Origin of the sequence: Moryella indoligenes (assembly GCF_030812885.1) — a bacterium.
Taxonomy (GTDB): Bacteria; Bacillota; Clostridia; order Lachnospirales; family Lachnospiraceae; genus Moryella; species Moryella indoligenes.
The window spans coordinates 1-25,005 of record NZ_JAUSTO010000022.1 but is presented as its reverse complement, the minus strand read 5'-3'; the positions used below and the strand labels follow the sequence as shown (position 1 = coordinate 25,005).

Genomic DNA, 25,005 nt, shown 5'->3' with positions numbered 1-25,005 from the left:
GGTAAAACAAGGTTCGTCCTGAAACCGAACCTTCTTCAGTGCTGCTCAAAAAAATATCCTGTCTCTTTTGTGGTGACGGATCCGAAAGGATTAACATCTTAAGGACAGAGAAAATAATAAAAACTTGGAAAGGAGGTAATTCTCATGTCAAATATGAAAAGAACAGGACAAACAGCCCTTTATGAGCGTTTAAGTCGTGATGATGAAATGCAAGGAGAAAGCAATTCCATCACCAATCAGAAGCAGCTACTTGAAAGCTATGCCAAAAGAAACGGCTTTGTAAATATCTATCACTATACCGATGACGGAGTAAGTGGAACAACCTTTGATAGAAAGGGATTTCAAAAGATGATAAAAGCAGTAGAAGAAAACAAAGTATCTACTGTGATAGTAAAAGATATGAGTAGGTTTGGCAGAGATTACCTCAAAGTAGGTTTTTATACCGAAATACTTTTCAAAGAAAAGGGCGTAAGGTTTATTGCCATCAACAACGGAATAGATAGCGAGAAACAAGCAGAAAGCGACTTTACACCATTTCTAAACATTATGAACGAATGGTATGCAAGAGATACCTCAAGAAAAATACAATCCATCTTTAGAGCAAGAATGGAAGATGGTAAAAGAGTATCACCAAGTGTTCCATACGGCTATTACAGAAATCCTAAGAATAAACAGGAGCTACTTGTCGATAAAGAGAGTTCAAAGGTCGTAAAACGCATTTACAGGCTTGTTATAGAGGGATATGGAGTAACACAGATAGCAGAGATACTAACCAAAGATAAAGTCCTTATTCCGTCAGCCTATGCAGAAATACACTATCCTGAAAATAACCACAGTTCCAAGAAAAGAGGAATAGACGATCCATATTTTTGGACACCAACCACAGTTGGCTATATTTTGGAAAAAAGAGAATACATGGGACACACTGTTCTTGGTAAAACAATATGCGTTGATTACAAAACCAAGAAAAGAAGAAAAGCAAGAGAAGATGAACTGATTATCTTTAAGAACACTCATGAAGCTATCATTGATGAAGAAACATGGAATAATGCTCAAAGGTTAAGAAAAACAGTGAGAAGAAGTCCTAAGTATGGCACAACATCAAACCCACTCACAGGACTTTTAATCTGTGCAGATTGTGGAGGAAAATTAAGTTACAGAGAGCCGGCAGAACATAAAGAAAAGAAATATGATTGTGATTATTGCTTTGTATGTCAACATTACAGACACAGAAAAGGAACTTGCAGTATTCACTATATCAAACTAAAAACAGTGAATGAAATTCTTCTAAAATCAATCAAAGAAATAACCAATTTTGCAAAAGAAGAAAAGCAAGAGTTTCTAAAAGTGATGAATAAGTTATCTGATAATAAAAGAGAAGAAAAGTATCAAGGAGATAAAGAGAAGTTAGAAAAGCTATCATCAAGAAATGTAGAATTAACAACCCTTATTACAAAACTATATGAAGACCATGCACTTGGGAAAATTCCTGTAAAACACTTTGATAGATTATTTAATATCTATGATACGGAGCAACAGGATTTAGAAAAACAAATACAGTATTTTGAGCAAGAAATAGAAAGCTATCATCAGAGAAAAGTTGATACTGATAAATTTCTAAAAATGATAGAGAAATATACAGATATTGAGGAAGTGACAGTACCAATGATAAATGAGTATATAGAAAAAGTTGTAGTCCATGAAGCCACAGGGGGAAGAAAAAGCAAGGACAGAAAACAACAAGTTGATGTGTACTTTAATTTTATAGGTAAGTTTGAAGTGTCACAAGAAGAACCTAAATAACTTATACAGGAAGAACTTGATGAAATAGATGGGCAACGAAAAAAGAAACACGAATACAATTATATATAATTGGAAGAGGTAAAAGAAAAGACGAAAATTGGTAGTATGTAATGATGGGTTTTTGACGATTTTTGAAGAATATGATAAAATATTATAATATATGGAAAGGGAATTGTTATGAGAATTTATTTAAGAAATCATCCTAAGAACAAACTTAACTCTGTACAAATGAAACCGATGAAACATTGTACAGAGTATAGCAAATAGATTGCATTTAAGATTTCATCGGGAAATACAAAAAATCAGGTCATTTAGTTGGCTTTGTTTTTGTGTGCATTTCTCGATATATAATTAAAATGTAAAGGGCTATAGGCAATGTTTTGTCTGTAGCCTTTTGTTTTATAAATTATTAAACAAAAGGCAGATACTATTTTGTATTTATGCCTTTTTTTGTTGCATAAATACAGAAAATAAAATATTGAGAAGTGGAGAAATTTTAAATGAACGAAAGTAGAATAAAAATTTTGAAAGAAGAAAATATTGATAAAGCACTTTTTAAGTTAGGTATTCCTATGGTTATCAGTTTATTGGTAGCCGCTTTATATAATGTTGTTGATACCTATTTTGTGTCTGGACTTGGGAAAGAGGCAGTAGCTGCTGTTTCAGTTGCGTTCCCAATTCAACTTATCTTTTTAGGAATAGGATTAACATTTGGTGCAGGAGCAGGCTCTTATATATCAAGGCTACTTGGGGGAAATAATAAAAAGGAAGCAAGTATTGTAGCAACAGTTGCTCTGATATCAAGTGCGATTTTAGGGATAATTACAGCTATTGCATTGTTTTGTTACTTAGAGGGCGTTTTGAAATTTATGGGAGCCATTCCATCTATTATGGAAATTTCTAAGTCTTATACAGGAATATTCATAGTAGGCGGTATTTTGGGAACAGTAAATGTAACACTTGGGAATTTAGCCGTTGCACAAGGAGCTGCTAAAATTTCTTTAAAGGCTATGATTGTAGGTTCTATATCAAATATGATTTTAGATCCGATATTCATATTCGGACTTAATTTAGGGGTGAGAGGTGCAGCTATTGCGACACTAATAGCAAGAGTGATAACAAGTCTAATGTATCTCATTTACTTTATAGGAGATAAAAACTTAATTGAGATAAAATTACCTAACTTCAAACCAACATTTGCAATTTATAAAGAGGTATTGAAGATCGGTATCTCTATGTTAATACTTCAAATTCTACAAACAATATCTATCAGCAAAATATCTTATGCAGCGTCCTTTTATGGAGAAGAAGCAATAGCTGCAATGGGGATTGTTCTTAGGATTGTAACATTAGGAACAAATGTTGTATTCGGATATATGAAAGGATTGCAACCATTAGCCGGATTTAATTATGGAGCTAAGAATTATGAAAGAGTGAGAGAAGCTATAAAGGCAAGTATTAAATGGACAAATGTATTTTGCGTATTGTGGACTGTTATAGTTTATATATTTGCACCAAGTATATTATCTATATTTGGCACTGATGAAAATGTATTAAATATAGCAATGCCGGCATTACGAGCAGCCCTAATTATGTTTATAACATTTGGATTTCAGTTTACTTACTCTACCTTGTATTTGTCTACAGGAAAGGCATTAGGGGGAGTATTTCTAAATTCATTAAGACAAGGGATTGTGTTTATCCCCATCATTTTATTGTTGCCTAAATTTATGGGATTAAATGGTGTTATATATGCTCAAACAATTTCAGATTTGATAACAACAATCATCACAATTCCTTTTGCTATTAGCATTCATAAAAAATTGAGATTAGCAATAAAAAACGATTTGTAATTCTTAATTATATCTGCTGATTAAAAAATAAGGAGGCATCTAAGTGTAGAAATAGCTAAGGAGGTAATGTGAATGAGCGTATATTCATATTTTGTAAATAGATTATGGTTGATAATGCCTTTTTGGTTCGTTTTTATATGAATATTTTCTTGAACAATTAAAAAATACAATAACAATAAGAGTTAATTTAATTGTTATTTTCGGAGGACTTTTTACGCCAAAGTGTAGAAGTCCTCCTTTTTTATTCTCAGAAAACCAAAACAGAGAAATAAAAAAAGGAGGAACGCACAATGGATAAGAAAGAATATTACCTTTATGTCAAAGGGAAAGCCGTAGCCGTAAGCGAAAAAGTCTACAAAGCCTATTGGAATATAACAGAGCATGAAAAATATCTAATCAAAAAAGATTGGAAGCATAATGTAATTCCATTTTCAGCATTAGATCATGACGGACACTTTGTAGATAACATCATAGATGAAAGAATAGACTTGGAAAAAATCGTAGAAGTAAAAATGCAAATTGAAGAACTGCATAAAGCATTAAATACTCTAACAAAAGAAGAACGAGAGTTAATGGAAGCAATCTTTTACAGAGAAGAAAGTCTAAGGTCAATCGGTAAAAAAGAAAGAGTAAGTTATCAAGCAATCGGCAAAAGGAGGGATAAGATTTTAGAAAAACTAAGAGAGATATTAAAAGATAAAATCTAAGAGTAGAAAGAGAAAGGCTATTTACTCATAAAAAGGTATTTAGCCTTTTTCAATACAAAACATTAAAACGGAGGAAATGACAATGAAAGAATTAGATAATGTAATCAGCCAATTAGAAAAAGAAACTAAGAAAAAAGAACAAGCAGAAAATAAGATTAAGTTATTAAAACAGAAAAAAAGCAAACTGAAAAGAAGTGCAGATACAAAAAGAAAAGTAGAGAAAGGTGGAGTATTTGAAAAGTTTGAAAGACAAATAACAGGTGCAGAAGAAAATACAGATAATGATTTAATCTATGCCTTTTTAGACTATGTATTTTCAGATAACAGATATAGAGAAAAATTAAAGGAACTAACTGAAAAGCATTTAAGCGAAAAGGGAATATCTTTAGAAGAAACTTCAAATACTGAAAATGAAAACAATGGGATAGACGATGAAGAAACTGAAAAGGACTTGGAAGAATTTGAAGATGAGATATAAGCAATCGGAAAAATTAAATAAGAAAATTAGAGCATAGCAGAGTGAAATTATTTTAACACTTTGCTTTTTTGTTGATTTGAAAAATCTACAAAAAACAAAGTCCACAGGGGTTAAGGGGGAGTAGCCCCTTGAACAAATAAAAATGCTTTAGCGTTTTTGTTTCCTTAGCGGAGCGTATAGCTTTCTGCAAGAACGCAAAGCACCGAATGTAGTCGGTGTATCTTTGCGCCCTTTGAAAAAGGGAGCGAAGATACTTCCGACATATAGAGATAAGAAAACAGTTAAATAGAATATCGAAAGAAAGCAAATGAGCAGATGAAAGTAAGATAACCTATCTGCTAATTCTAAAAATATTAAAGCAGAAAGGAGCATACCATAATGGAAGCAAAAAGTTTGCATACCCATGTAGATATAGTTACAAGGTCAAAAGGAGCAAGCGTAATTGCGAAAGCGGCATATAACGCAAGAGATAAATTGAATGATGAACACTATGGAAAAGTTCATGACTATTCTAAAAAAGAAGACCTTGTATTTTCAAAAATATTTCTGCCGGAACATATCCCAAAAGAGTTTTCTGATAGAGAATACCTATGGAATAGTGTAGAGAAAATAGAGAAAAGTAAAAACTCTCAGCTTGCAAGAAATTTACTTTTTACACTTCCAAGAGAATTAAATCAAGAAGATAGGATAAAACTCATCAGTGAATTTATTGAAGAAAATTTTACTTCTAAAGGAATGATAGCGGACTGTAATATCCATAATCCCTTAGCAAGCGATAACGAAGAACAACCACATGCCCATATCCTACTTACTCTTAGAGAAATTGATAGTGAGGGAAAATGGAAACCCAAATGCAGAAAAGAATATATCCTTGATGAAAACGGAGAAAAGATAAAACTAAAAAGTGGAAACTATAAATCAAGAAAAGTAAATTTAAATGATTGGAATGAACCTGACAAGGCAAAAAAGTGGAGAGAAGATTTTTCTAAAAAGGCTAATGAATATTTAGAGAAAAACGGAATTGACAAAAGAATAGATCCACGCACCTTTGAAGAACAGGGAAGAGAAGAACTGCCACAAATACATTTAGGAACAGCAAGCTATCAGATGGAGAAGAAAGGTATAGCCACAGAAAGAGGAAATCACAACCGAAAAATCATAGCTTTTAATTTAGAGTTTAAGAAATTAAAAGAAGAACTATCAAAACTGACTTCTTGGATAGGCTCCTTAGTTGGAAAACTTCAAACAAAGTATGATGAATATAAGCAAGAAAAAATAGGCACTCTTCAATCAGAAAATAAGAACATCCATCAAGAAGTTAAAGTTAAAAGCAAAAGAATAGAAAACTTAAATAAGTGTTTTACTTATGCAGATATTATCAAAGACAACAAGGCAACCTACGATGAATGGAACAATAAAACTCTATTCAAAGATAGCTTTTACAATTCCCATAAAGAGGAAATAGACAAATACAAAAGAGCAAGGGCAATCCTTGAAAAAATAACAGGCTCATCTGCGATTAAGAGCAAAGATTGGCAAAAAGAAAAGAAAAGCCTTGAAGATGAAATTGCTAAGCTAAATAAACACTCTCAAGCTATCAAAGAAGAATACGAAAATATTAACCATATCAAATATGCGGTAAAGATAGTCAATGATGATTATGGAATAGATTTATCTATAGAGATAGACAAGGCAATTAAGCGTGGAGAGAAACCAAGCGTAATTGCACAGATTAAAAAGTACCAAGAGCAACAGGAGAAATACGAAAAGAAAAAAGAGAAAACAAAAGATTATTACAGAAATGAGGAAAGGTAGGATATTTTAACTTTATATGTAACTGTCAAGTGTTGTAGCTAATGTTATAATTAAACTAATATTTTATTTTAGAAATTTTAAAAATAAAATTTAAAAATGTATTGACCTGTCCATTGGGGGCAGTGATATCTTTTAATTAAAGGAGGTGGCAAACCATGTTAAGAAATGAAATTCAAAACAAAACAGGCTTAACAAGAAAAGCAATTGAATATTATGAGGAGAAAGGACTTATAAATCCTCAAAAAACCGAAAACGGTTATAGAGATTATAGCGATAATGATTTAGAGGTTTTAATTAAAGTATCTTTATTTAGAAAACTTGGAATTAGTGTAACTGAAATAGAAGATTATCTATCTACTGGTATTAGTTCATTATCTTCTGTTTTAAGAAGAAAGCAACATCAATTAGATGTTGAAGAAAAAAGAAAAGAAGTTCTTGAGCTTGTAGTAAAAGGTGAAAGTCAGGAACTGATAAATGAAAAAATTAAATTGATTGAAGCAGAAGAATCAATTTATGTAAGATTAGAGAGATTATTTCCCGGATATTTTGGACAAATGTTTTTTGCAGCGTATCAACCATTTTTAAATGAATCATTAGGAAAAGATGAGGAAGAAGCATTTGAAAAATATGTAGATTACTTAGATAATTTACCATCACTTCAGTTAAGTAAGGATGAGCAAGACTATATTGAAAAGATAAGTTCTACTTTTGATATACAGACACTAAACAAAGTCAATGAAGATAAAATTAACGCTATTGAAAATGTTGAAGAATGGCTAAAAGAAAATGATAATGCTATTTCTCAATATGAAGAATATAAAAACAGTGAAGAATATCAAAATAGCTTAATGAAGCAAATTCAAGATAAATTGCAAAACTTTATGAAAGACAACAAGTATTATGAAATCGCAATTCCTCTAATTAGAAAATTCAGCAAGAGTTATGACGAATACTATGAGAAATTGCTTAGGGCAAATGAAATATATCTTGATATGAAAAAATAATAAAGTTACTTAAATTTATGGTCAAACATGAACAGTAAATCAAAAAAGGTTTACTGTTTTTTCTTTGCCTAAAAAACGGAAAGGAGGACTTATGGAAGAAGAAAAAAGAGAAATAAAAGCACCACTTAATAAACAGTTAATTATGGATATTGGAAAGACAAAATACACTGTAAACCTACATTTTAAGCAAGGTACAGGGGAAACATACAAGGATAAAATACTAAAGCTAATCAAGAGAGAAACAGAAAAGATATAAATTTGTCAAAGAAATTTTGTTTATATCCTTGACAAATCTTCCCAAAAGGGAGTATCGTCAACGAATCCGCCCACGCCCTGGTGGAAAATGGCTACGAGATCCGGATCTTCAACACGATCAACTTCCATAAGTCTATGCACTACAATCCATTTGCCTACATCCATGATGAGAAGGATATTCTGAAGCTTGTTACGACATTGATGGCCAATACAAAGGGCGAGGGAAACGGTGGGGATCCGTTCTGGGAGAAGTCGGAAAAACTGCTTTACACGGCACTGATCGGCTACATTCACTATGAGGCACCGATGGAAGAGCAGAATTTCACAACACTTCTTGAAATGCTCAACTCCATGGAGGTTCGAGAGGATGACGAAACTTTTAAGAATCCGGTGGATCTTCTCTTTGATGAGCTGGAACAGAAGGAGCCGGATCATTTTGCAGTCCGTCAGTATAAAAAATACAAACTGGCGGCGGGAGTAATAGAATTAAGGAGAACACTTAATCACTATTTTAGTGAAATATGTACTTCTTAATTCTTTTTTTATTGAAAAATTAAGAGAAAGGGGGTAAAAATGAGGAATTTTGAAAAGATAACAGCACTCTATGAGAGATTAAGTCGTGATGATGAACTGCAAGGAGAGAGTAACTCTATCATCAATCAGAAAAAAATATTGGAAGAATACGCAAGCAAAAATAATTTGTCAAACATCATTCACTTTACAGATGATGGAATCAGTGGAACGCAGTTTGACAGACCGGGATTTATGGCAATGATGAACGGAGTCAATCAAGGAAATATTGGTTGTATCATTGTAAAAGATATGAGCAGACTTGGCAGAGATTATCTCAAAGTCGGTCAATGTATGGAGATACTAAGACAAAAGGGCGTAAGACTAATCGCTATCAATGACAATGTAGATAGTTTTTACAGAGAAGATGATTTTACCCCTTTTAGAAATATCATGAACGAATGGTATGCAAGAGATACATCAAGAAAAATCCAATCGACTTTCAGGTCAAAAGGCGAAAGTGGGAAACATACTGCAAGTACACCGCCTTATGGCTATATCAAAGATGAAAAAGATAAAAACAAGTGGATAGTAGATGAAAAAGCAGCAGAGATAGTAAGGCGAATATTTAACCTGACCATGCAAGGAAATGGTCCGTATCGAATAGCAAAGATATTGGAGAGTGAAAAAGTAGATATACCCGCCTATCATCAACAGAAATTAGGCTATGGACTATATCAAAGCAAAAACTTTGAACATCCCTATCGTTGGTGCAGCTCAACAATAGCAAGCATTTTAAAGAAACAGGAATACTTGGGGCATACAGTCAATTTCAAAACAAGAAAACACTTCAAGGACAAGAAAAGCAAATATGTATCCGAGGATAACTGGCTTATTTTTGAAAATACACACGAGCCAATTATAGATCAAGAAACCTTTGACAATGTGCAAAGGATAAGAGGAAATGTAAAAAGGTATCCTGACGGTTGGGGAGAATATCACCCACTCACAGGACTGATGTATTGTGCAGATTGTGGAAGTAAAATGTATGTTCATAGAACAAGCAATTACAAAAATATACCCTATTACACTTGCAGTGCCTATACTAAAACACCTTGTGGCATGCTTTGTCCATCAGCACACAGAATAAAAGCGGAAGTAGTCTTAAATTTAATACAAGACACACTAAAAGATATTAAAAAATACCTTGATGAAGATAATGAAGCCTTTATCTGTTCCATTCAAAATGAAATGGAAGAAAAAGAAAAAATAGAGATAGAAAAGAAAAAGGTAAGATTAACGGAAAGCCAAAACAGACTTAGGGAACTCGAACGACTTATGTGCAGAATTTACGAAGATATGATCCTTAACAAAATACCAAATAGCAGATATGAGATACTAAACAATCAATATGAAACAGAGCAGATAACTTTAAGCAAAGAGATCAAAGATTTAGAGCAGCAGGTATCAAGATATGAAAAAGAAACAGACAGAGCAAGAAAATTTATATCTCTTATCAGTCGTTATGAAAACTTTGATGAACTTACAACTACAATGATAAATGAGTTTGTAGAAAAGATTATCGTACATGAAAGAGATAGAAAAGGAAGTCAGACATCAAAGCAAAAGATAGAAATTTACTTTAATTTCATAGGTAATTACGAACTACCACAGGCGGAGTTAAGCGAAGAAAAAAAACAAAAACTTGAGGAAGAAGAAAGAAAAATCGAAGAAAGAAAAGACAAGCTACATCAAAATTACCTAAAGCGTAAAGCGAGTGGAAAACAGAAAGAGTATGAAGATAAATATAAGGCAAGAAGAGAACAGAAGAAACAGGAGAAAATAAAGGTTTTGAAAAGAGTGGGGATACCGGTGAGTGAGTATATAAAAACAAATATTTAAATCTATCTTGACAAATATTGAATTTTAATTTATTATTAAATATAGATTCAGTATTGGAATAGAAAGAGGTGTGCTATGGCACAAGTATTAAAAGAAGAAGTTAGAAATAGAATACTCGAAGCAGCAGAAAAAGTATTTTATAAAAAGGATTATAGAGGTGCCAAATTAACAGAAATTGCAAAAGAAGCAGATATTCCTGTGGCACTAATTTATACCTATTTCAAAAATAAGGCAGTTTTGTTTGATGCAGTAGTAAGTTCTGTTTATATAAACTTCGAGTCAGCTTTTAATGAGGAAGAATCTTTGGAAAAAGGTTCTGCTTCTGAAAGGTTTGATGAAGTTGGAGAAAATTATATTCATGAACTTTTAAAAGATCGTAAGAAGTTAATTATTTTAATGGATAAAAGCTCAGGTACAAAGCATACAGAAGCAAAACAAAAACTCATATCGCAAATGCAGGTTCATATTGAAGTAAGTTTAAAAAGACAATCGAAACAGGAATATGATCCAATGCTTGCCCATATTTTAGCCAGTAACTTTACAGAGGGACTTCTTGAAATAGCAAGGCATTATCAAAGTGAAAAGTGGGCAAAAGATATGCTAAAACTTATTGCAAAGTGTTATTACAAGGGAGTGGAATCATTGTAAGTTGATTTGATATTTAAATGCGATAAATTTAAATTTTTGGAGGAGATATTTTGAAGATATATAAAGATAAAGAAGAACTGAAATCTGAGATAAATAAAAGTTTTGAAAAGTATATTTCTGAATTTGATATTATTCCTGAATCTCTCAAAGATAAGAGAGTCCCTGAAGTTGACAGAACACCAGCAGAAAATCTTGCTTATCAACTCGGATGGACAACATTAGTTTTGAAATGGGAAAAAGATGAGAAAAACGGTTTTGAAGTAAAGACACCGTCGGATATGTTTAAATGGAATCAACTTGGAGAATTATATCAGTGGTTTACCGATACTTATGCTCATTTATCGATAGAAGAATTAAAGAAACGATTGAAAGAAAATATTATATCTATCTATACAATGATTGATACACTAAGTGAAGAAGAATTATTTCAACCGCATATGAGAAAATGGGCTGATGAAGCTACTAAAACAGCGACATGGGAAGTTTATAAGTTTATTCATGTTAATACGGTTGCCCCTTTTGGAACGTTTAGAACTAAGATTAGAAAATGGAAAAAGATTGTGCTATAATTTTTGATTTGCTGATACAGTAATTTAAAAAAATATAGTGATCGGATAAAATAGACTTTGCGTAATCAGCAAAGTCTTACTTTAAACCTTAATACTGAATTAAAATTCAATATTATTCAATTTTGAAAGGAGAGTTGTTCATGCCGGAAAAAGAATTAAGGAAAAAAGTGATTGGGAAAAATAGTTTATCCAATTCACTTCTTGCTTTAAAAATAGTATTTGATTTGATACCACAAATCTTACTTGTATATTTGATTAGTTCTTTAATCACAAACAATATTAACGAAGGTAATTTAAAGTATATATTCTTGGGAATCTTTATATCGTTTGTATTAAAAGGAGTGTTTTATTATTTTGCAACAAAGGTTGCCCATGAGAAAGCATACGAAAAATTAACAGAACTTAGGTTAGATATTATCGGTCATCTGAAAAAACTAAGTTTGGGATTCTTTAAAGAACATAATACAGGAGAGCTTACCAACATTGTCCAACATGATGTAGAACAAGTGGAAGTATATCTTGCTCATGGTCTCCCTGAAATAATGTCAGTTACACTTCTGCCTACCATTATTTTTGTAGCTATGATTTTTGTGGATTGGCGTCTTGCTCTTGGGATGATTGCCGGAGTTCCACTCATGTATTTGGTAAAAGTTCTTTCACAGAAAACAATGGATAAAAACTTTGCGATTTACTTCAATCATGAAAACAGAATGAGAGAAGAGCTAATGGAATATGTAAAAAATATTTCTGTGATTAAGGCTTTTGCTAAAGAAGAGGAGATTAGTGAAAGAACATTAAAAACGGCAAGAGAATATATTTACTGGGTTAAAAAGAGCATGGGGATGGTTACAATTCCAATGGGACTCATTGACATATTTATGGAAATTGGAGTGGTTATTGTCATGATTTTGGGAAGCATATTTCTTTATCATGGAAATATTACAACGCCTAATTTTATCCTTGCCATTATTTTATCGTCTGCTTTTACTGCTTCTATAAGTAAGACAGCTACATTGCAACATTTTTCTATTGTGTTTAAGGAAGCGTTAAAGGCGATAGGGAAAGTATTAACAGTTCCACTTCCAAACAAAAAGACAGAACAAGGTTTAGAATTTGGAAACATAGAATTTAAAGATGTGAATTTTGCATACGGAAAAGATAGCTTTGAGCTTAAAAATATCAATTTGAATTTTAAGAAAAATAGTTTGAACGCCTTTGTAGGAGCAAGCGGTTGTGGAAAGAGTACGGTATCTAATTTGCTTATGGGATTTTGGGATGCAGATGAAGGACAAATACTGATAAATGGAAAAGATATAAAAGAATATAGTCAAGAAAATATCTCAATGCTGATTGGTAGTGTGCAACAAGAAGTTATCCTTTTTGACTTAAGTATTTTTGAAAATATAGCAATTGGAAAACTAAATGCAACAAAAGAAGAAGTCATAGAAGCTGCTAAAAAAGCAAGATGCCATAATTTTATTTCAGCATTGCCAAATGGATATGAAACACGAGTAGGTGAAATGGGAGTTAAGTTATCCGGTGGAGAAAAACAAAGAATCTCTATAGCAAGAATGATACTGAAAAATGCACCGATTTTAATATTAGATGAAGCAATGGCGGCTGTTGATAGTGAAAATGAAAGACTTATCGGCGAAGCAATTGACGATTTAAGCAAGGATAAAACCATCATTACAATTGCTCATCATCTAAATACGATTAGAGATTCAGACCAAATTATTGTTATGGATAAGGGTGTTGTTCTTGATGCAGGAAGCCATGAAGAGCTGATGAAAAGATGTGATTTTTATAAGAATATGGTTGAAGCACAGAACAAGGTAGATAGATGGAATTTGAAAGAGGTGGTAACAGAAAATGTTTAGAGAAATGTTAAAACTACTTACAAAAACTGGCAAGAGAGATTTGATTATATCGAGTGTATTCTTTGCCCTTTATGGACTAAGCTCCATAGCTATGATTGTGATCGTATTTTCTATACTGTTCCAAATATTCGATGGAACGAGCTTAGCAAGTCTATATAAATATTTTATTGCGATTGGATTACTTGTAGTGTTCAAAGGTATTTGTAATATGGTTGCAGATATGAAAAAGCATAGTGCAGGTTTTGATATTGTTCAGCAAATCAGAGAACGCATGATTATCAAATTAAAAAAATTCAGCTTAGGATTTTATACCAACGAAAGACTGGGCGAGATCAATACAATTTTACACAAAGATGTTGATAATATGTCCCTTGTTGTAGGACACATGTGGTCAAGAATGTTTGGTGATTTTTTGATAGGTGCAGTCGTATTTGTTGGTCTTGCAAGTATTGATTTCAAACTTGCTATTATTATGGCTGTATCTGTTCCGATTGCACTTATCTTTCTATATCTGACAATTAAGCAATCTGAAAAAATAGAAAATCAGAACAACTCAGCACTTCTTGATATGGTTAGCTTATTTGTTGAATATGTTAGAGGAATACCTGTACTAAAGAGTTTTTCAAACAATAAGAGCTTAGATAATGAGCTTATGAACAAAACGAAAAAGTTCGGAGAAACAAGTAAAGCAGCTTCAAGATTCAAGGCAAAACAGTTATCTATATTTGGTTTTTTACTGGATATTGGATATTTAGTTCTTTTAATTGCAGGAGCAATACTTGTTATAAAGGGAAATCTCGATGTGCTTAATTTTATTATCTTTGCGGTAATTTCAAAAGAGTTTTATAAGCCGTTCGCTTCTATGGAACAACACTATATGTACTATGTTTCGGCGGTAGATAGTTACGAAAGACTTTCAAGAATTTTATATGCAGATGTAATCCCGGATAAAGTGAATGGAATTGTTCCGAAAGATAATGATATAGCTTTTGAAAACATAGATTTTTCCTATGAAAAAGATGAATTTAAAATGGAAAAATTGAGTTTTTCTATTGCTGAAAAAACAATGACAGCCTTAGTTGGAGAATCAGGTAGTGGAAAGACTACTATAACAAACTTACTTCTAAGATTTTATGATGTGCATAAAGGGAAAATTACACTCGGAGGAACTGATATAAGGGATATTCCTTATGATGAGCTTTTGGATCGTATCAGTATTGTCATGCAAAATGTTCAACTATTCGATAACACGATTGAAGAAAATATTAGAGTAGGTAAAAAAGGAGCTACAAAAGAGGAAATCATTAAAGCTGCAAAGAAGGCAAGGATACATGATTTCATTATGAGCTTACCAAAAGGTTATGAAACTGATATTGGCGAAAATGGAGGAATTTTATCAGGTGGACAAAGACAAAGAATATCTATTGCAAGAGCTTTTCTAAAAGATGCACCGATTTTAATTCTTGATGAAATGACAAGTAATGTTGATCCTGTAAACGAATCTTTGATACAGGATGCTATTACAGAACTTGCAAAGAATAGAACTGTACTTGTAGTGGCTCATCATTTAAAAACAATTCAAAAAGCTGACCAAATTCTCGTATTTCAAAAAGGAAATTTACTTGAAAAAGGAAAGCATGGCGAACTTCTTGCAAAAAATGGTTACTACACAAAATTATGGAAAGCTCAGTATGAGGTATAACCATGATTTTGCTAAAAAATGTTTATTATGAATGGGAAGATGGACGAACTGCTTTAAAAAATGTCAATCTTGAAATTAGAAAAGGTGAATTTGTTTTAATTTCAGGGAAAAGTGGAAGTGGTAAAAGTACTCTTGGAAGTGTGATGAATGGTCTTATTCCACATTATTACAAAGGCAAAATGAAAGGGGAAGCCTTTGCGTCCGGAAAAGATATAAGCAAATTATCGCTTCATGAAATAGGGCATATTGTAGGGACTGTATTTCAAGATCCAAGAAGTCAATTTTTTACGACAACGACAGATGAAGAAATAGCTTTTGGGCTTCAAACCATTTGCAAATCAAGAGATGAAATAAAACAGAGAGTAGAAGAAGTATATGCAGAACTGGATATTGAGGAACTGAAAGGAAAATCTGTTTTTGAATTATCAAGCGGACAGAAACAAAAGATAGCTATTGCAAGTATCTATGCGATGAATCCGAAAGTTTTAATTTTAGATGAACCTTCAGCAAATTTGGATATGAAAGCAACATTTGACCTATTTTTAATTTTGGAAAAATTAAAGAAAAAAGGAACAACAGTTGTTCTAATTGAACATCGTTTGTACTATGTAAAATCTTTATTTGACCGTTTTCTTTTGGTGAAAGATGGAGAAATTGCACTGGACTTGAGTCGGGAAGAAGTTATTCATCTTGAAGGGGAGTTTTGGGATGAGAATGGACTAAGAACTCTTGAATTAGAAGAATATAGGATAAGTGAGAAGAAAGACTCATATCAATTAAATGATGAAAGTATAAACGGAAAAGGCTTGAGATTTTGCTATCCGAATGTAGCTAAGGATGGAAAGAAGCAAAAACAGTACATTTTAAATCATCTTGATTTTAATATGGAGTGCGGAATAGCCATTGGTCTTATCGGCTTAAATGGTACCGGAAAAACTACCTTTGCAAGAGTGATTTCAGGACTTGAGAAGATAAAAGAGGGGAAGATATGGACGGGGAAAGATAATTCGCTTAATCATAAAGATTTAATGGATATGTCATATTTTGTCTTTCAAGATTCAGACTATCAGTTGTTTTCGGAAAGTGTACTTGATGAAATGCTGCTTGGTATTTCAAGTAAAGATAAAAAAGAAAATACTCAAAAGGCAAAGTCTATTTTGAATGTACTTGGCTTAGATAAATACATTGATAAGCATCCGTTTGCTTTATCAAGAGGAGAAAAACAAAGACTCACAATAGCTTGTGGAATGATGAAACAGGCAAAAGTTTTTATCTATGATGAACCAACATCAGGTTGTGATAAAGACTCAATGCTTTCAGTGGCAAAATTAATTGAAGAACAATTAAAAAATGGAACAACAGTTTTGGTGATAAGTCATGATTTTGAGTTTTTAGCGAACACAGTGAGTAAGCTCTGGGTAATGGGAGATGGAAAAATAGAAAGTGTTTTGAATATGAGTGAAAGTAATAAAATTCTCATATTGGACAAGATGAGAGGAGGTAGATAACTTGATGGATAGAAAAACAGTCGATCCGAGAATAAAACTTACTCTACTTCCAATTGTTGGATTTACGAGCTTTTTTATAAGCGATACAATTCTACTTTTCGGACTGATTCTCTTTGCCTTTTTTCTGTATGTATACAGCAGTATGTGGAAAAGAGCATTACGCTTTATTTTGTTTTTTGTGATTTTATACTGCATAGAGTTATGGCTTGGAAAGTTTTGTGAAGCAAGTATCGTATTTGCAATATATATGTTTATTTACTTTGCATCAAGGATGACCTTAATTGCTATGTTTGGTGGATATATAACAAAGACTACAAGTGTAAGTGAAATGCTTGAAGCATTAAATAGAATGAAAGTACCAAGAAGCATTGGTATACCTTTTAGTGTTTTGCTTAGGTTTGTACCAACTATAAAAATAGAACTCAAGGCATTAAAAGAGAATATGAAGATTCGAGGAATCGTAACAAGTAGATTTTTCCCCTTGCTACATCCAATTAAATATATTGAATATACGCTTGTTCCGCTTTTAATGAGAATGATTAAGATTTCAGATGAACTGTCAGCTTCAGCACTCATTAGAGGACTTGATAGTGATGAGAACAGGGTTACATTAACAAAATTGAGGTTTAGAACAACGGATTTGTTGATTGGACTATTAGGAGCTTTGATGATTGCTCTTGTGATAGTAATACAGAAAATTTATTAGGAGGACTTTTATGAAAAACAAATTAAATGGTCGTGATTTTATTACAATCGGAATCTTTAATGCAATTGGAATTGTCATATACATGGCGGTTGCATTTGCTATGGCAACAACAGTGATTGGAGGATTTATTGCTTCAGGAGTTAGCTTTATGGTAGCTGCTACCGTTTATATCCTTATGGCTTTGAAAGTTAAAAAGAAGGGCGTATTTACAATATCAGGAACGCTTCTTGGTTTAATTGCATTGTCAGGAGGACATTTGCCTCATGCAGTCTTTGCTGTAATCGGTGGAATTATATGTGATTTGATTATAGGAAATTATGAGAGCAAGGGACGAATGATTATTGGATATGGGATATTTGCATTAGCGGATTTTTTAGGGACAGTAATTCCTGTGATTTTATTCGGAACAGCTTCTTTTGTGGAAAGAGCATCAAAATGGAAAATGAGTGAAGCACAAATAAATGAAGCATTATCTTATTTCAAAGTTTTATGGGCAGTAGGCTTTGCCTTGATAACATTTGTTCTTGCTTGCATAGGAGCATTCGTTGCAACAAAGATACTCAAAAAGCATTTTGAAAAAGCAGGAGTGATTTAATAATAAATTTACTTAGGAGGGAAAATAATGGAGGGATAATTATGTCAAAACTTATAGTTTCGGTTTTCACAGAACGATATAATTATCCTTTTTTATTCTTGGAATTGCTTACACATAGCAATAATACTTTACCAGAAACGACCAAATAGAAAATTATATAAAACATTAGTTTTTAAGCCGAGAGGACTTTTTACGCCAAAGTGTAGAAGTCCTCCTTTTTTATTCTCAAAACCAAAACAGAGAACTTAAAAAGGAGGATGACTAAGTGGCAAAGAAAGAATATTACCTTTATGTAAAAGGCAAAGCCGTACCTGTAAGTGAAGAAGTCTACAAAGCCTATTGGAAGATAACAGAGCATGAAAAGTATCTCCAAAGAAAAGATTGGAAGCATAATGTAATACCATTTTCGGCACTGGATCATGATGGACACTTTGTAGATAACATCATAGATGAAAAGATAGACTTAGAAAAAATTGTAGAAGTAAAAATGCGAATTGAAGAACTTCATAAAGCATTAAATACTCTTACAAAAGAAGAACGAGAACTAATGGAAGCCATCTTCTACAAAGAAGAAAGTCTAAGGTCAATCAGCAGAAGAGAGAAAGTTACACATCAAGCAATCAGTGGGAGGAGGGATAGGATTTTAGAAAAACTGAGAAAGATTTTAGAAGATAAAATCTAAAAACTTGGAAAGGTTAAGTGTCAAAAAAGGTGCTTAACCTTTCTTTATGGAAACAAGCAGATACCAAAACGGAGGAATTAAAAATGAAGAAAGAAAAAACATTACAGGAAGTACAGGAACAAATTTCTGAACTTCAGGAAGAAAGAGAAAAGTGCGATGTAAAGCTGAAACAATTACAAAATCAAGGCAAAAAATTAGAAAAACTGGCAAATGAAAAGGAACGAAAAAGAAGAAATCACAGGCTCATACAAAGGGGATTGATAGTAGAAAGGGTCATTAAAAATCCTCTAATATTTACCAATGAGGAGATAGAAAAACTGTTAAATATCTCTACTCACACAGAAGAATACAGACAAGCCTATGAAGAAATGATAAATGGGAAAGATATGGAAGATGAAACAGACATAGAGTAGATAAAATAAAAGACCTTAGTTTTTTCAGAAGCTCCCTGCAAGGGCAAAAAGCTCCGCAGGACGCAAAGCACCCTTTAGGGTGTATAATTGCGCCCTTAGTAAACTAAGGGATTTTAGCAAGTCTTTGAAAATCCAAAACCTAATAAAAACATACGGATAAAGCAGATAGGAAAAGATACAAAAAATAACCCGTCTGCTTTTTTCTTTACCTGAAAACAAATAAAAAAATGAAAGGAGTTTAAAAGTGGCAGAAACATTTCACTTTAATATTTCAATGATAAGCAGAGGAAAAAGTAAATCGGCAGTTGCAAGTGCAGCATATATCTCTTGCGAGAAAATCAAAAATGAATGGGACGGAGAAGTTCATGACTATCACAATAAAAAAGGACTTTTACATTCAGAAATTTTCTTGCCGGAGAATGTCCCCATAGCATTAAAAGATAGAACTACCTTATGGAACAGCGTTGAACTAAATGAGAAAGCAAGCAACGCACAGCTTGCAAGAAACTTCATTATCGCTTTACCAAAAGAATTATCTTTTGAAGAAAACAAGAAACTCATTACCGACTTTATACAGGAAAATTTTGTATCAAAAGGAATGATAGCAGACCTTGCAATCCATGATAGAACAAGTGAAGATAACAACAATATACATGCTCATATTATGACTACCCTTAGACCAATCAATGAAAAAGGAGAGTGGCAGGCAAAAAGCAAAAAAGAATATGTAATTGATGAAAATGGAGAAAAGATAAAACTAAAAAGCGGGAACTACAAAACAAGAAAAGTAGAGCTGACAGACTGGAACAATAAAGGAAACGCAGAGAAATGGAGAGAGAATTTTGCAAGACTTTGTAATCAGTATTTAGAAAAAAATCATCAAGAAAAGAGAGTGGATCATCGTTCCTACAAAAGGCAAGGGATAGAAGAAATCCCAACCATTCACATGGGAGCAAGTGCCAGTGCCTTAGAGAAAAAAGGAATCGAAACCGACAAAGGAAACATCAACAGAGAAATAAAAAAACATAACTCTTTAGTAAAAGCTATCAAGAACAAGATAAAAGAAATCACTTCTTGGATAGACTCTTTACTTGGAAATCTGCAAGCAAAATACGATGGGTATAAACAGACCAAGAAAGATGAACTGGAGAACAAAGCAGAACTCTTTAACCTTTATGAATATATTTCTATCTACAACGAAATACAGGGAGAAAAAACAAAAAATCTATCCTACTATGGACAGATAAAAAAGGGAAATGCAGACCTAAAGAGATTTGTAAAAGCAATCTACTATCTAAAAGATAATCATCTTCAAACCATAGCAGACCTACAAGAAAAAGTTTTTGAACTGGCAAAGCAAAGTAAAAAGATAAGTGAAGATATTCAAAGCAAAACCCAAAGAATAAAGGAGTTAAATCGTTGCTTTATTTGTGCAGACATCATCAAAGAAAATAAGGCGGTATATCAGGAATATAAAGATAAAACTTTTCTTAAAGATAAATTTTACAATTCACATAAAGATGAAATTGAAAACTACAAAAAAGCAAGAAAGACTATAGAAAAATTTACTGGAACATCAGCTATAAAGTCGAGTGATTGGCAGAAAGAAATATCAAGCCTTGAAAAAGAGATACAAGACTTAACTGAAGATAAAGCTAAAGTTCAAGACGAATTTAAGCAGATAGATCATATCAAATATGCAGTAAAGATTGTGGGTGACGAGTATGGAATAGATTTATCTATAGAGATAGACAAGGCAATTAAGAGGGGAGATAAACCAAGTGTAATTGCACAACTGAAAAAATTTCAAGAGCAAGAGGAAAGAAAGGGTCAGTACAAACAAAAAGCAAAAGAAAAGGCTAAAGAAAATTATAAAAATACAGGGGAGGAAAGATAAAAATGGCAGACAACAGAAGATACTATTGGTTAAAATTGAAAGAAGATTTTTTTACAGATAAGAGAATCAAAAGGCTAAGAAAAATATCAGGAGGAGATACCTATACAATCATTTACCTCAAATTGCTTTTGCTTAGCTTAAAAGATAGTGGGAAGCTGTATTATGACGGAGTAGAAACAGACTTTATCAAGGAGCTTGCATTAACGATTGATGAAACGGAAGATGATGTAATGGTTACAGTAAATTATCTTGTAGCACAAGGATTGATGGAGATAATCACAGAAAATGACGAGTATTTTTTAACAGAAATCCCAAGTCTTATAGGTTCAGAAACAGCGTCTACAAGGCGTTCGAGGAAATCAAGAGGACAAAAAGCGTTGCAATGCAACACTGGTGCAACACCTTGCAACCTTTTGCAACAAAACTGCAACGGAGAGATAGAGATAGAGAAAGAGATAGATATAGAGTTAGAAAAAGAGGGGGAGAAAGAAAAAATATCCCCCTCCCTTTATGGAGAATATAAAAATGTTTCCTTAACTGATGAAGAATATGGAAAATTAAAGGATAAAATGCAATGTCATAGGGATAAAATGATAGAGAAGCTGTCAACCTATATGCAAAGTACAGGAAGAAACTACAAAGACCATTATGCGACCTTGGTTCATTGGTATGAACAGGACAAAGGGAAATTAAAGGAAAACAGTAAATCAAAAGTATATACCTTTGAAGATTATGACAAGGGTGAACACTTGTAGACCTCGTATAAGACGGTGGAAAGGCTTTTTAAGAGTGTTAATAATAAAATAGGTATCAGATTATGGCTAATTGTAAAAACATCGTATAAGGGCTTAAATTTGTGGTATGGAAAAAATATCGTATTTATGATAAAATGATAATGATATGGTAATAAACTCAGTTATAAGGAGAGGATATATAAATGCGAATTCAATTTACTGTAACCGATGAAGAACTTGAAATTTTAACTAAAAAAGCAATAGAGGGAGGTTTCCCAAGCGTTACTGAATATTGTAAGTGTAGCAGTTTACAAGAAAATACAAGCTATGCTGACCTATATACTACCTTATTAAACAAAATTAGCTCTTTACCGAAGGGCAAAGAATTTGTTTTGAGAGAGTTAATCGCAACACCGCCGGCATTGATTGGCAGATGGTTTTATGAAAATGTAAATAAGAGACTTGTAAAAAATGTGGAACACATCGGAAAAGCTGAAGGCGGAGTAGAAAAATATAAAAGAATTTAGATAATGTTGGAGGTGCATTTCATGGCAGAAGAGAATAAAGAGATAGTTATTGTAGATGATAAAACTATACAAGAAAAAATATATCTTATTCGTGGGCAAAGAGTAATGCTTGATGCAGATTTAGCTGAAATATATGGTTATGAAACAAAAAACTTTAATAGACAGGTGAAAAACAATATTGAGAAGTTTGAAGGCGAAGATTTTATGTTTCAACTGACCGAGAATGAATTTGAAAACTTGAGGTGCAAAAATTTCACCTCAAGTTGGGGCGGTTCAAGATACTTACCAAATGCCTTTACAGAACAAGGTATTTATATGCTTATGACGGTATTAAGAGGTGAACTTGCGATTAGGCAAAGTAGAGCCTTAATTAGAACATTTAAGCAGATGAAAGACTTTATAATCGAAAATCAAGATTTTATTAGCTCAAAAGAATTGGTACAAATAGCAGTACAGACAAATCAAAACACAAAGGATATAGCTGAAATAAAGTCGCAAATGGCTACAAAAGAAGATTTGAAAAAGGTTATGGATAATTTTATAGATCCAGACACATACAAGCATTTCCTTTTAATGAATGGAGATAAGATTGAAGCAGATGTTGCTTATACAAAAATATATAAGTCTGCAAAGAAAAGCATTTATGTAATAGATAACTATATAGGCTTGAAAACCTTAGAATTATTAAGAGCTGCAAAAGACAATGTTGAAATTATAGTCTTTAGCGACAATGTGAAAAACAAGGATATGCTGACAAAAAATATCCTAAACGATTTTAGAAAAGATTACCCTAATATCAATCTGAAGATGAAAATTGCAGGTAAAAAGTATCACGATAGATATATTGCCATTGACTATGGAACAGACAGTGAAGCCTTTTATCTTTGCGGAGCTTCATCAAAAGATGCAGGAAATAAAATATCAAGTATTACAAAGATAGAGGAATCTTCCAAGGATATGTATCATACGATGTTTGGCGGAATGCTGAACAATAAGGATTTGAAAATTTAATATGTAAATGGTAAAGCGTTATTAAATGAATAGCTATAAGACTTGTGAAAGGCGGTAGAAATAAAACTCTATCGTCTTTTTTTGATTGCAACTAACAGGAGGGAAACTAATATGCACGAAAATAAAAATGAACATAATACAGGAACAAAGACTATAAAAAAGATTGGAAAAGTAACTTATGAGGTTATTGTCCATTTTAATGAAAATGCGACTGAAACTATGCAAGATAAATTGAAAAGGATAATGCTTAGAGAAATGGAGATGAAAAAACATCAAAAAGGAGATAAAAATGATTAGAAAGTCCTTGACAAGTTGTTACAGGGAAAACTGCCAAGTCTATTCTAATATCTTGTGGAGCAAGACTTGCTCCTTTTGACATAAGAGAGCTTAGAGAACTAATGAGTGAAGATGAACTTGAGCTTGATACACTGGGAGATAGAAAGACAGCACTCTTTGTCATTATCTCTGATACTGACGATACTTTTAACTTTGTGGTATCTATTATGTATTCTCAGCTATTTAACTTGCTATGTGATAAGGCAGATGATGTGTATGGAGGAAGATTACCTGTTCATGTAAGATGCCTACTTGATGAGTTTGCAAACATCGGCTTAATTCCAAAGTTTGAAAAACTGATAGCGACAATCCGTTCCAGAGAAATATCAGCGAGTATAATTCTTCAAGCACAATCTCAGCTAAAGGCAATCTATAAAGATAATGCTGACACAATTGTGGGCAACTGTGATAGTACCTTGTTTCTTGGTGGCAAGGAAAAGACCACATTAAAGGAACTTTCCGAAACACTGGGAAAAGAAACGATAGATTTATATAACACATCGGAAACAAGGAGTAATCAAAAGAGTTTTGGACTTAATTATCAAAAGACAGGTAAGGAGCTTATGAGCCAAGATGAAATTACAGTCATGGATGGCGGTAAATGTATTTTTCAGCTTCGTGGTGTCAGACCTTTTCTATCGGATAAATTCGATATTACAAAGCACAAGAACTATAAGCTGCTTGAGGACTATGACAAGAAAAATTTGTTTGACATAGAAAGCTATATTAAGCGAAAAGGAAAAGCAAAGCTGAATAGAGAAACAGTTATTACAAGAATGCAGTAAGTCTAAAAAACATAGATTTGCTGCTTTTTTATTACTCAAAGTCAGGAGGTAAGATGATAAGAATCAGAAGTCCCACTAAGAAAAAAGTAAATAGGATGAGCATCAGCGATTGGAAAAGAAAAAATTCCGGTCGCTTTTTTTATTTAAACGAAAAGGAGAAATTTTTAATGAAGCAAGAAATGATTAACATCAATGCCAATTTATTGGCAGAGCCCACTTTTTCAAGTTTTGACAAAGAGGGAGAAACTGTTGAGGTTGCAAACTTCACGCTTGTAAAAAAGTACGGGAAAGGCAAGGAGTATATCAACTGTGCAGCCTATGGAGAAAAATCGGAGAAAGCAAAGGACTTTGAAAAAGGCGATTTGATTCATATCTTTGGTTACTTTAAGAAGCGTGAAAAAGAGGGAAAGACTTACAAAAACTTTGTAGTGAAGTCATATAACAAGATTGAAAAGAAAGAAGAAAGCGAGGAGGAATAAATTATGGAATTTTTTACACAGGCAGTTAATGTATTAAAGATTTTGGTAATGGCAGTAGGTGCAGGACTTGGAGCATGGGGTGTTATCAACCTGATGGAAGGATATGGCAATGACAATCGGGCGACACGTTCGTAAGTGAAAAGCTTGCGCACAAAGTCGAAGGGCATTGACCCGAAAACTTTGGAGAACTGATATTCCGATTGGTG

General features: G+C 32.8%; 23 protein-coding genes and 3 pseudogenes. All 26 read left to right on the top strand.

Annotation, left to right across the window (positions count from 1 at the left end):
- Positions 1-144: 144 nt before the first annotated feature.
- Positions 145-1,803 (top strand): recombinase family protein, encoded by a 1,659-nt coding sequence (locus tag J2S20_RS11170; protein ID WP_307255420.1) that lies wholly within the window; start codon positions 145-147, stop codon positions 1,801-1,803.
- A gap of 500 nt (positions 1,804-2,303) precedes the next feature.
- Positions 2,304-3,656: an MATE family efflux transporter gene (locus tag J2S20_RS11165; RefSeq protein ID WP_307255419.1), complete on the top strand. Its 1,353-nt coding sequence runs from the start codon at positions 2,304-2,306 to the stop codon at positions 3,654-3,656.
- A gap of 290 nt (positions 3,657-3,946) precedes the next feature.
- Positions 3,947-4,363 carry a sigma-70 RNA polymerase sigma factor region 4 domain-containing protein gene (locus tag J2S20_RS11160; RefSeq protein WP_307255418.1) on the top strand — a complete coding sequence of 139 codons (417 nt, stop codon included), beginning with the start codon at positions 3,947-3,949 and terminating at the stop codon, positions 4,361-4,363.
- An 82-nt stretch (positions 4,364-4,445) separates the two neighbouring features.
- Complete coding sequence (locus J2S20_RS11155) at positions 4,446-4,841, top strand: hypothetical protein (RefSeq protein WP_223417563.1); 396 nt, start codon at positions 4,446-4,448, stop codon at positions 4,839-4,841.
- 378 nt (positions 4,842-5,219) lie between these two features.
- Positions 5,220-6,656, top strand: coding sequence for a MobQ family relaxase (gene mobQ, locus J2S20_RS11150; RefSeq protein WP_307255417.1), 1,437 nt, complete (start codon positions 5,220-5,222; stop codon positions 6,654-6,656).
- 155 nt (positions 6,657-6,811) lie between these two features.
- A complete protein-coding gene (locus tag J2S20_RS11145) occupies positions 6,812-7,660 on the top strand; it encodes a MerR family transcriptional regulator (RefSeq protein WP_307255416.1) in 849 nt (282 codons plus the stop codon).
- A 91-nt stretch (positions 7,661-7,751) separates the two neighbouring features.
- Positions 7,752-7,916 (top strand): transposon-encoded TnpW family protein, encoded by a 165-nt coding sequence (locus tag J2S20_RS11140; protein WP_307255415.1) that lies wholly within the window; start codon positions 7,752-7,754, stop codon positions 7,914-7,916.
- Between the two features lie 41 nt (positions 7,917-7,957).
- Positions 7,958-8,392 (top strand): annotated as a pseudogene (locus J2S20_RS11135) (type IV secretory system conjugative DNA transfer family protein); the annotation flags it as partial.
- A gap of 96 nt (positions 8,393-8,488) precedes the next feature.
- A complete protein-coding gene (locus tag J2S20_RS11130; protein ID WP_001243447.1) occupies positions 8,489-10,327 on the top strand; it encodes a recombinase family protein in 1,839 nt (612 codons plus the stop codon).
- A gap of 75 nt (positions 10,328-10,402) precedes the next feature.
- Positions 10,403-10,975: a TetR/AcrR family transcriptional regulator gene (locus J2S20_RS11125; RefSeq protein WP_000079884.1), complete on the top strand. Its 573-nt coding sequence runs from the start codon at positions 10,403-10,405 to the stop codon at positions 10,973-10,975.
- A gap of 50 nt (positions 10,976-11,025) precedes the next feature.
- Positions 11,026-11,544 carry a ClbS/DfsB family four-helix bundle protein gene (locus tag J2S20_RS11120; protein ID WP_000708365.1) on the top strand — a complete coding sequence of 173 codons (519 nt, stop codon included), beginning with the start codon at positions 11,026-11,028 and terminating at the stop codon, positions 11,542-11,544.
- A 140-nt stretch (positions 11,545-11,684) separates the two neighbouring features.
- Complete coding sequence (locus tag J2S20_RS11115; protein WP_084932458.1) at positions 11,685-13,424, top strand: ABC transporter ATP-binding protein; 1,740 nt, start codon at positions 11,685-11,687, stop codon at positions 13,422-13,424.
- Positions 13,417-15,126, top strand: a complete 1,710-nt coding sequence (locus tag J2S20_RS11110; RefSeq protein WP_000488165.1) for an ABC transporter ATP-binding protein — start codon at positions 13,417-13,419, stop codon at positions 15,124-15,126. The genes J2S20_RS11115 and J2S20_RS11110 overlap by 8 nt, the downstream gene beginning before the upstream one ends.
- A 2-nt stretch (positions 15,127-15,128) precedes the next feature.
- Positions 15,129-16,634 (top strand): ABC transporter ATP-binding protein, encoded by a 1,506-nt coding sequence (locus J2S20_RS11105; protein ID WP_000601969.1) that lies wholly within the window; start codon positions 15,129-15,131, stop codon positions 16,632-16,634.
- 1 nt (position 16,635) lies between these two features.
- A complete protein-coding gene (locus J2S20_RS11100) occupies positions 16,636-17,340 on the top strand; it encodes an energy-coupling factor transporter transmembrane component T (protein WP_025194627.1) in 705 nt (234 codons plus the stop codon).
- A 10-nt stretch (positions 17,341-17,350) separates the two neighbouring features.
- Positions 17,351-17,935: an MptD family putative ECF transporter S component gene (locus J2S20_RS11095; protein ID WP_084932462.1), complete on the top strand. Its 585-nt coding sequence runs from the start codon at positions 17,351-17,353 to the stop codon at positions 17,933-17,935.
- A 265-nt stretch (positions 17,936-18,200) separates the two neighbouring features.
- The gene (locus J2S20_RS11090) at positions 18,201-18,617 is read left to right on the top strand and encodes a sigma-70 RNA polymerase sigma factor region 4 domain-containing protein (RefSeq protein ID WP_001074477.1); all 417 of its coding nucleotides are present in this window, start codon (positions 18,201-18,203) and stop codon (positions 18,615-18,617) included.
- Positions 18,618-18,700: 83 nt separating this feature from the next.
- The gene (locus J2S20_RS11085; RefSeq protein WP_009346081.1) at positions 18,701-19,030 is read left to right on the top strand and encodes a DUF3847 domain-containing protein; all 330 of its coding nucleotides are present in this window, start codon (positions 18,701-18,703) and stop codon (positions 19,028-19,030) included.
- A 244-nt stretch (positions 19,031-19,274) separates the two neighbouring features.
- Positions 19,275-20,927, top strand: coding sequence for a MobQ family relaxase (mobQ, locus tag J2S20_RS11080; RefSeq protein WP_307255414.1), 1,653 nt, complete (start codon positions 19,275-19,277; stop codon positions 20,925-20,927).
- Between the two features lie 2 nt (positions 20,928-20,929).
- Positions 20,930-21,682, top strand: coding sequence for a phage replisome organizer N-terminal domain-containing protein (locus J2S20_RS11075; RefSeq protein WP_000774842.1), 753 nt, complete (start codon positions 20,930-20,932; stop codon positions 21,680-21,682).
- 182 nt (positions 21,683-21,864) lie between these two features.
- Positions 21,865-22,188: a hypothetical protein gene (locus tag J2S20_RS11070; RefSeq protein WP_001222545.1), complete on the top strand. Its 324-nt coding sequence runs from the start codon at positions 21,865-21,867 to the stop codon at positions 22,186-22,188.
- A gap of 21 nt (positions 22,189-22,209) precedes the next feature.
- The gene (locus J2S20_RS11065) at positions 22,210-23,199 is read left to right on the top strand and encodes an ORF6N domain-containing protein (protein WP_000797008.1); all 990 of its coding nucleotides are present in this window, start codon (positions 22,210-22,212) and stop codon (positions 23,197-23,199) included.
- A gap of 111 nt (positions 23,200-23,310) precedes the next feature.
- Positions 23,311-23,496, top strand: coding sequence for a transposon-encoded TnpW family protein (locus tag J2S20_RS11060; protein WP_062570877.1), 186 nt, complete (start codon positions 23,311-23,313; stop codon positions 23,494-23,496).
- 11 nt (positions 23,497-23,507) lie between these two features.
- Positions 23,508-24,320 (top strand): annotated as a pseudogene (locus tag J2S20_RS11055) (VirD4-like conjugal transfer protein, CD1115 family); the annotation flags it as partial.
- 167 nt (positions 24,321-24,487) lie between these two features.
- The gene (locus tag J2S20_RS11050) at positions 24,488-24,799 is read left to right on the top strand and encodes a single-stranded DNA-binding protein (protein ID WP_000807041.1); all 312 of its coding nucleotides are present in this window, start codon (positions 24,488-24,490) and stop codon (positions 24,797-24,799) included.
- Between the two features lie 3 nt (positions 24,800-24,802).
- Positions 24,803-24,931: pseudogene (locus tag J2S20_RS11045) on the top strand (Maff2 family mobile element protein); the annotation flags it as partial.
- Positions 24,932-25,005 lie beyond the last annotated feature (74 nt).

Bases quoted from the DNA above. Each gene is read 5' to 3' on its own strand.
- J2S20_RS11165 (WP_307255419.1), top strand. From the start codon at position 2,304: ATGAACGAAAGTAGAATAAAAATTTTGAAAGAAGAAAATATTGATAAA.
- J2S20_RS11065 (WP_000797008.1), top strand. From the start codon at position 22,210: ATGGCAGAAGAGAATAAAGAGATAGTTATTGTAGATGATAAAACTATA.
- J2S20_RS11110 (WP_000488165.1), top strand. From the start codon at position 13,417: ATGTTTAGAGAAATGTTAAAACTACTTACAAAAACTGGCAAGAGAGAT.
- J2S20_RS11105 (WP_000601969.1), top strand. From the start codon at position 15,129: ATGATTTTGCTAAAAAATGTTTATTATGAATGGGAAGATGGACGAACT.
- J2S20_RS11060 (WP_062570877.1), top strand. From the start codon at position 23,311: ATGCACGAAAATAAAAATGAACATAATACAGGAACAAAGACTATAAAA.
- J2S20_RS11160 (WP_307255418.1), top strand. From the start codon at position 3,947: ATGGATAAGAAAGAATATTACCTTTATGTCAAAGGGAAAGCCGTAGCC.
- J2S20_RS11130 (WP_001243447.1), top strand. From the start codon at position 8,489: ATGAGGAATTTTGAAAAGATAACAGCACTCTATGAGAGATTAAGTCGT.
- J2S20_RS11115 (WP_084932458.1), top strand. From the start codon at position 11,685: ATGCCGGAAAAAGAATTAAGGAAAAAAGTGATTGGGAAAAATAGTTTA.
- J2S20_RS11050 (WP_000807041.1), top strand. From the start codon at position 24,488: ATGAAGCAAGAAATGATTAACATCAATGCCAATTTATTGGCAGAGCCC.
- J2S20_RS11085 (WP_009346081.1), top strand. From the start codon at position 18,701: ATGAAGAAAGAAAAAACATTACAGGAAGTACAGGAACAAATTTCTGAA.
- J2S20_RS11070 (WP_001222545.1), top strand. From the start codon at position 21,865: ATGCGAATTCAATTTACTGTAACCGATGAAGAACTTGAAATTTTAACT.
- J2S20_RS11145 (WP_307255416.1), top strand. From the start codon at position 6,812: ATGTTAAGAAATGAAATTCAAAACAAAACAGGCTTAACAAGAAAAGCA.
- J2S20_RS11075 (WP_000774842.1), top strand. From the start codon at position 20,930: ATGGCAGACAACAGAAGATACTATTGGTTAAAATTGAAAGAAGATTTT.
- J2S20_RS11155 (WP_223417563.1), top strand. From the start codon at position 4,446: ATGAAAGAATTAGATAATGTAATCAGCCAATTAGAAAAAGAAACTAAG.
- J2S20_RS11170 (WP_307255420.1), top strand. From the start codon at position 145: ATGTCAAATATGAAAAGAACAGGACAAACAGCCCTTTATGAGCGTTTA.
- J2S20_RS11140 (WP_307255415.1), top strand. From the start codon at position 7,752: ATGGAAGAAGAAAAAAGAGAAATAAAAGCACCACTTAATAAACAGTTA.
- J2S20_RS11095 (WP_084932462.1), top strand. From the start codon at position 17,351: ATGAAAAACAAATTAAATGGTCGTGATTTTATTACAATCGGAATCTTT.
- mobQ (WP_307255417.1), top strand. From the start codon at position 5,220: ATGGAAGCAAAAAGTTTGCATACCCATGTAGATATAGTTACAAGGTCA.
- J2S20_RS11125 (WP_000079884.1), top strand. From the start codon at position 10,403: ATGGCACAAGTATTAAAAGAAGAAGTTAGAAATAGAATACTCGAAGCA.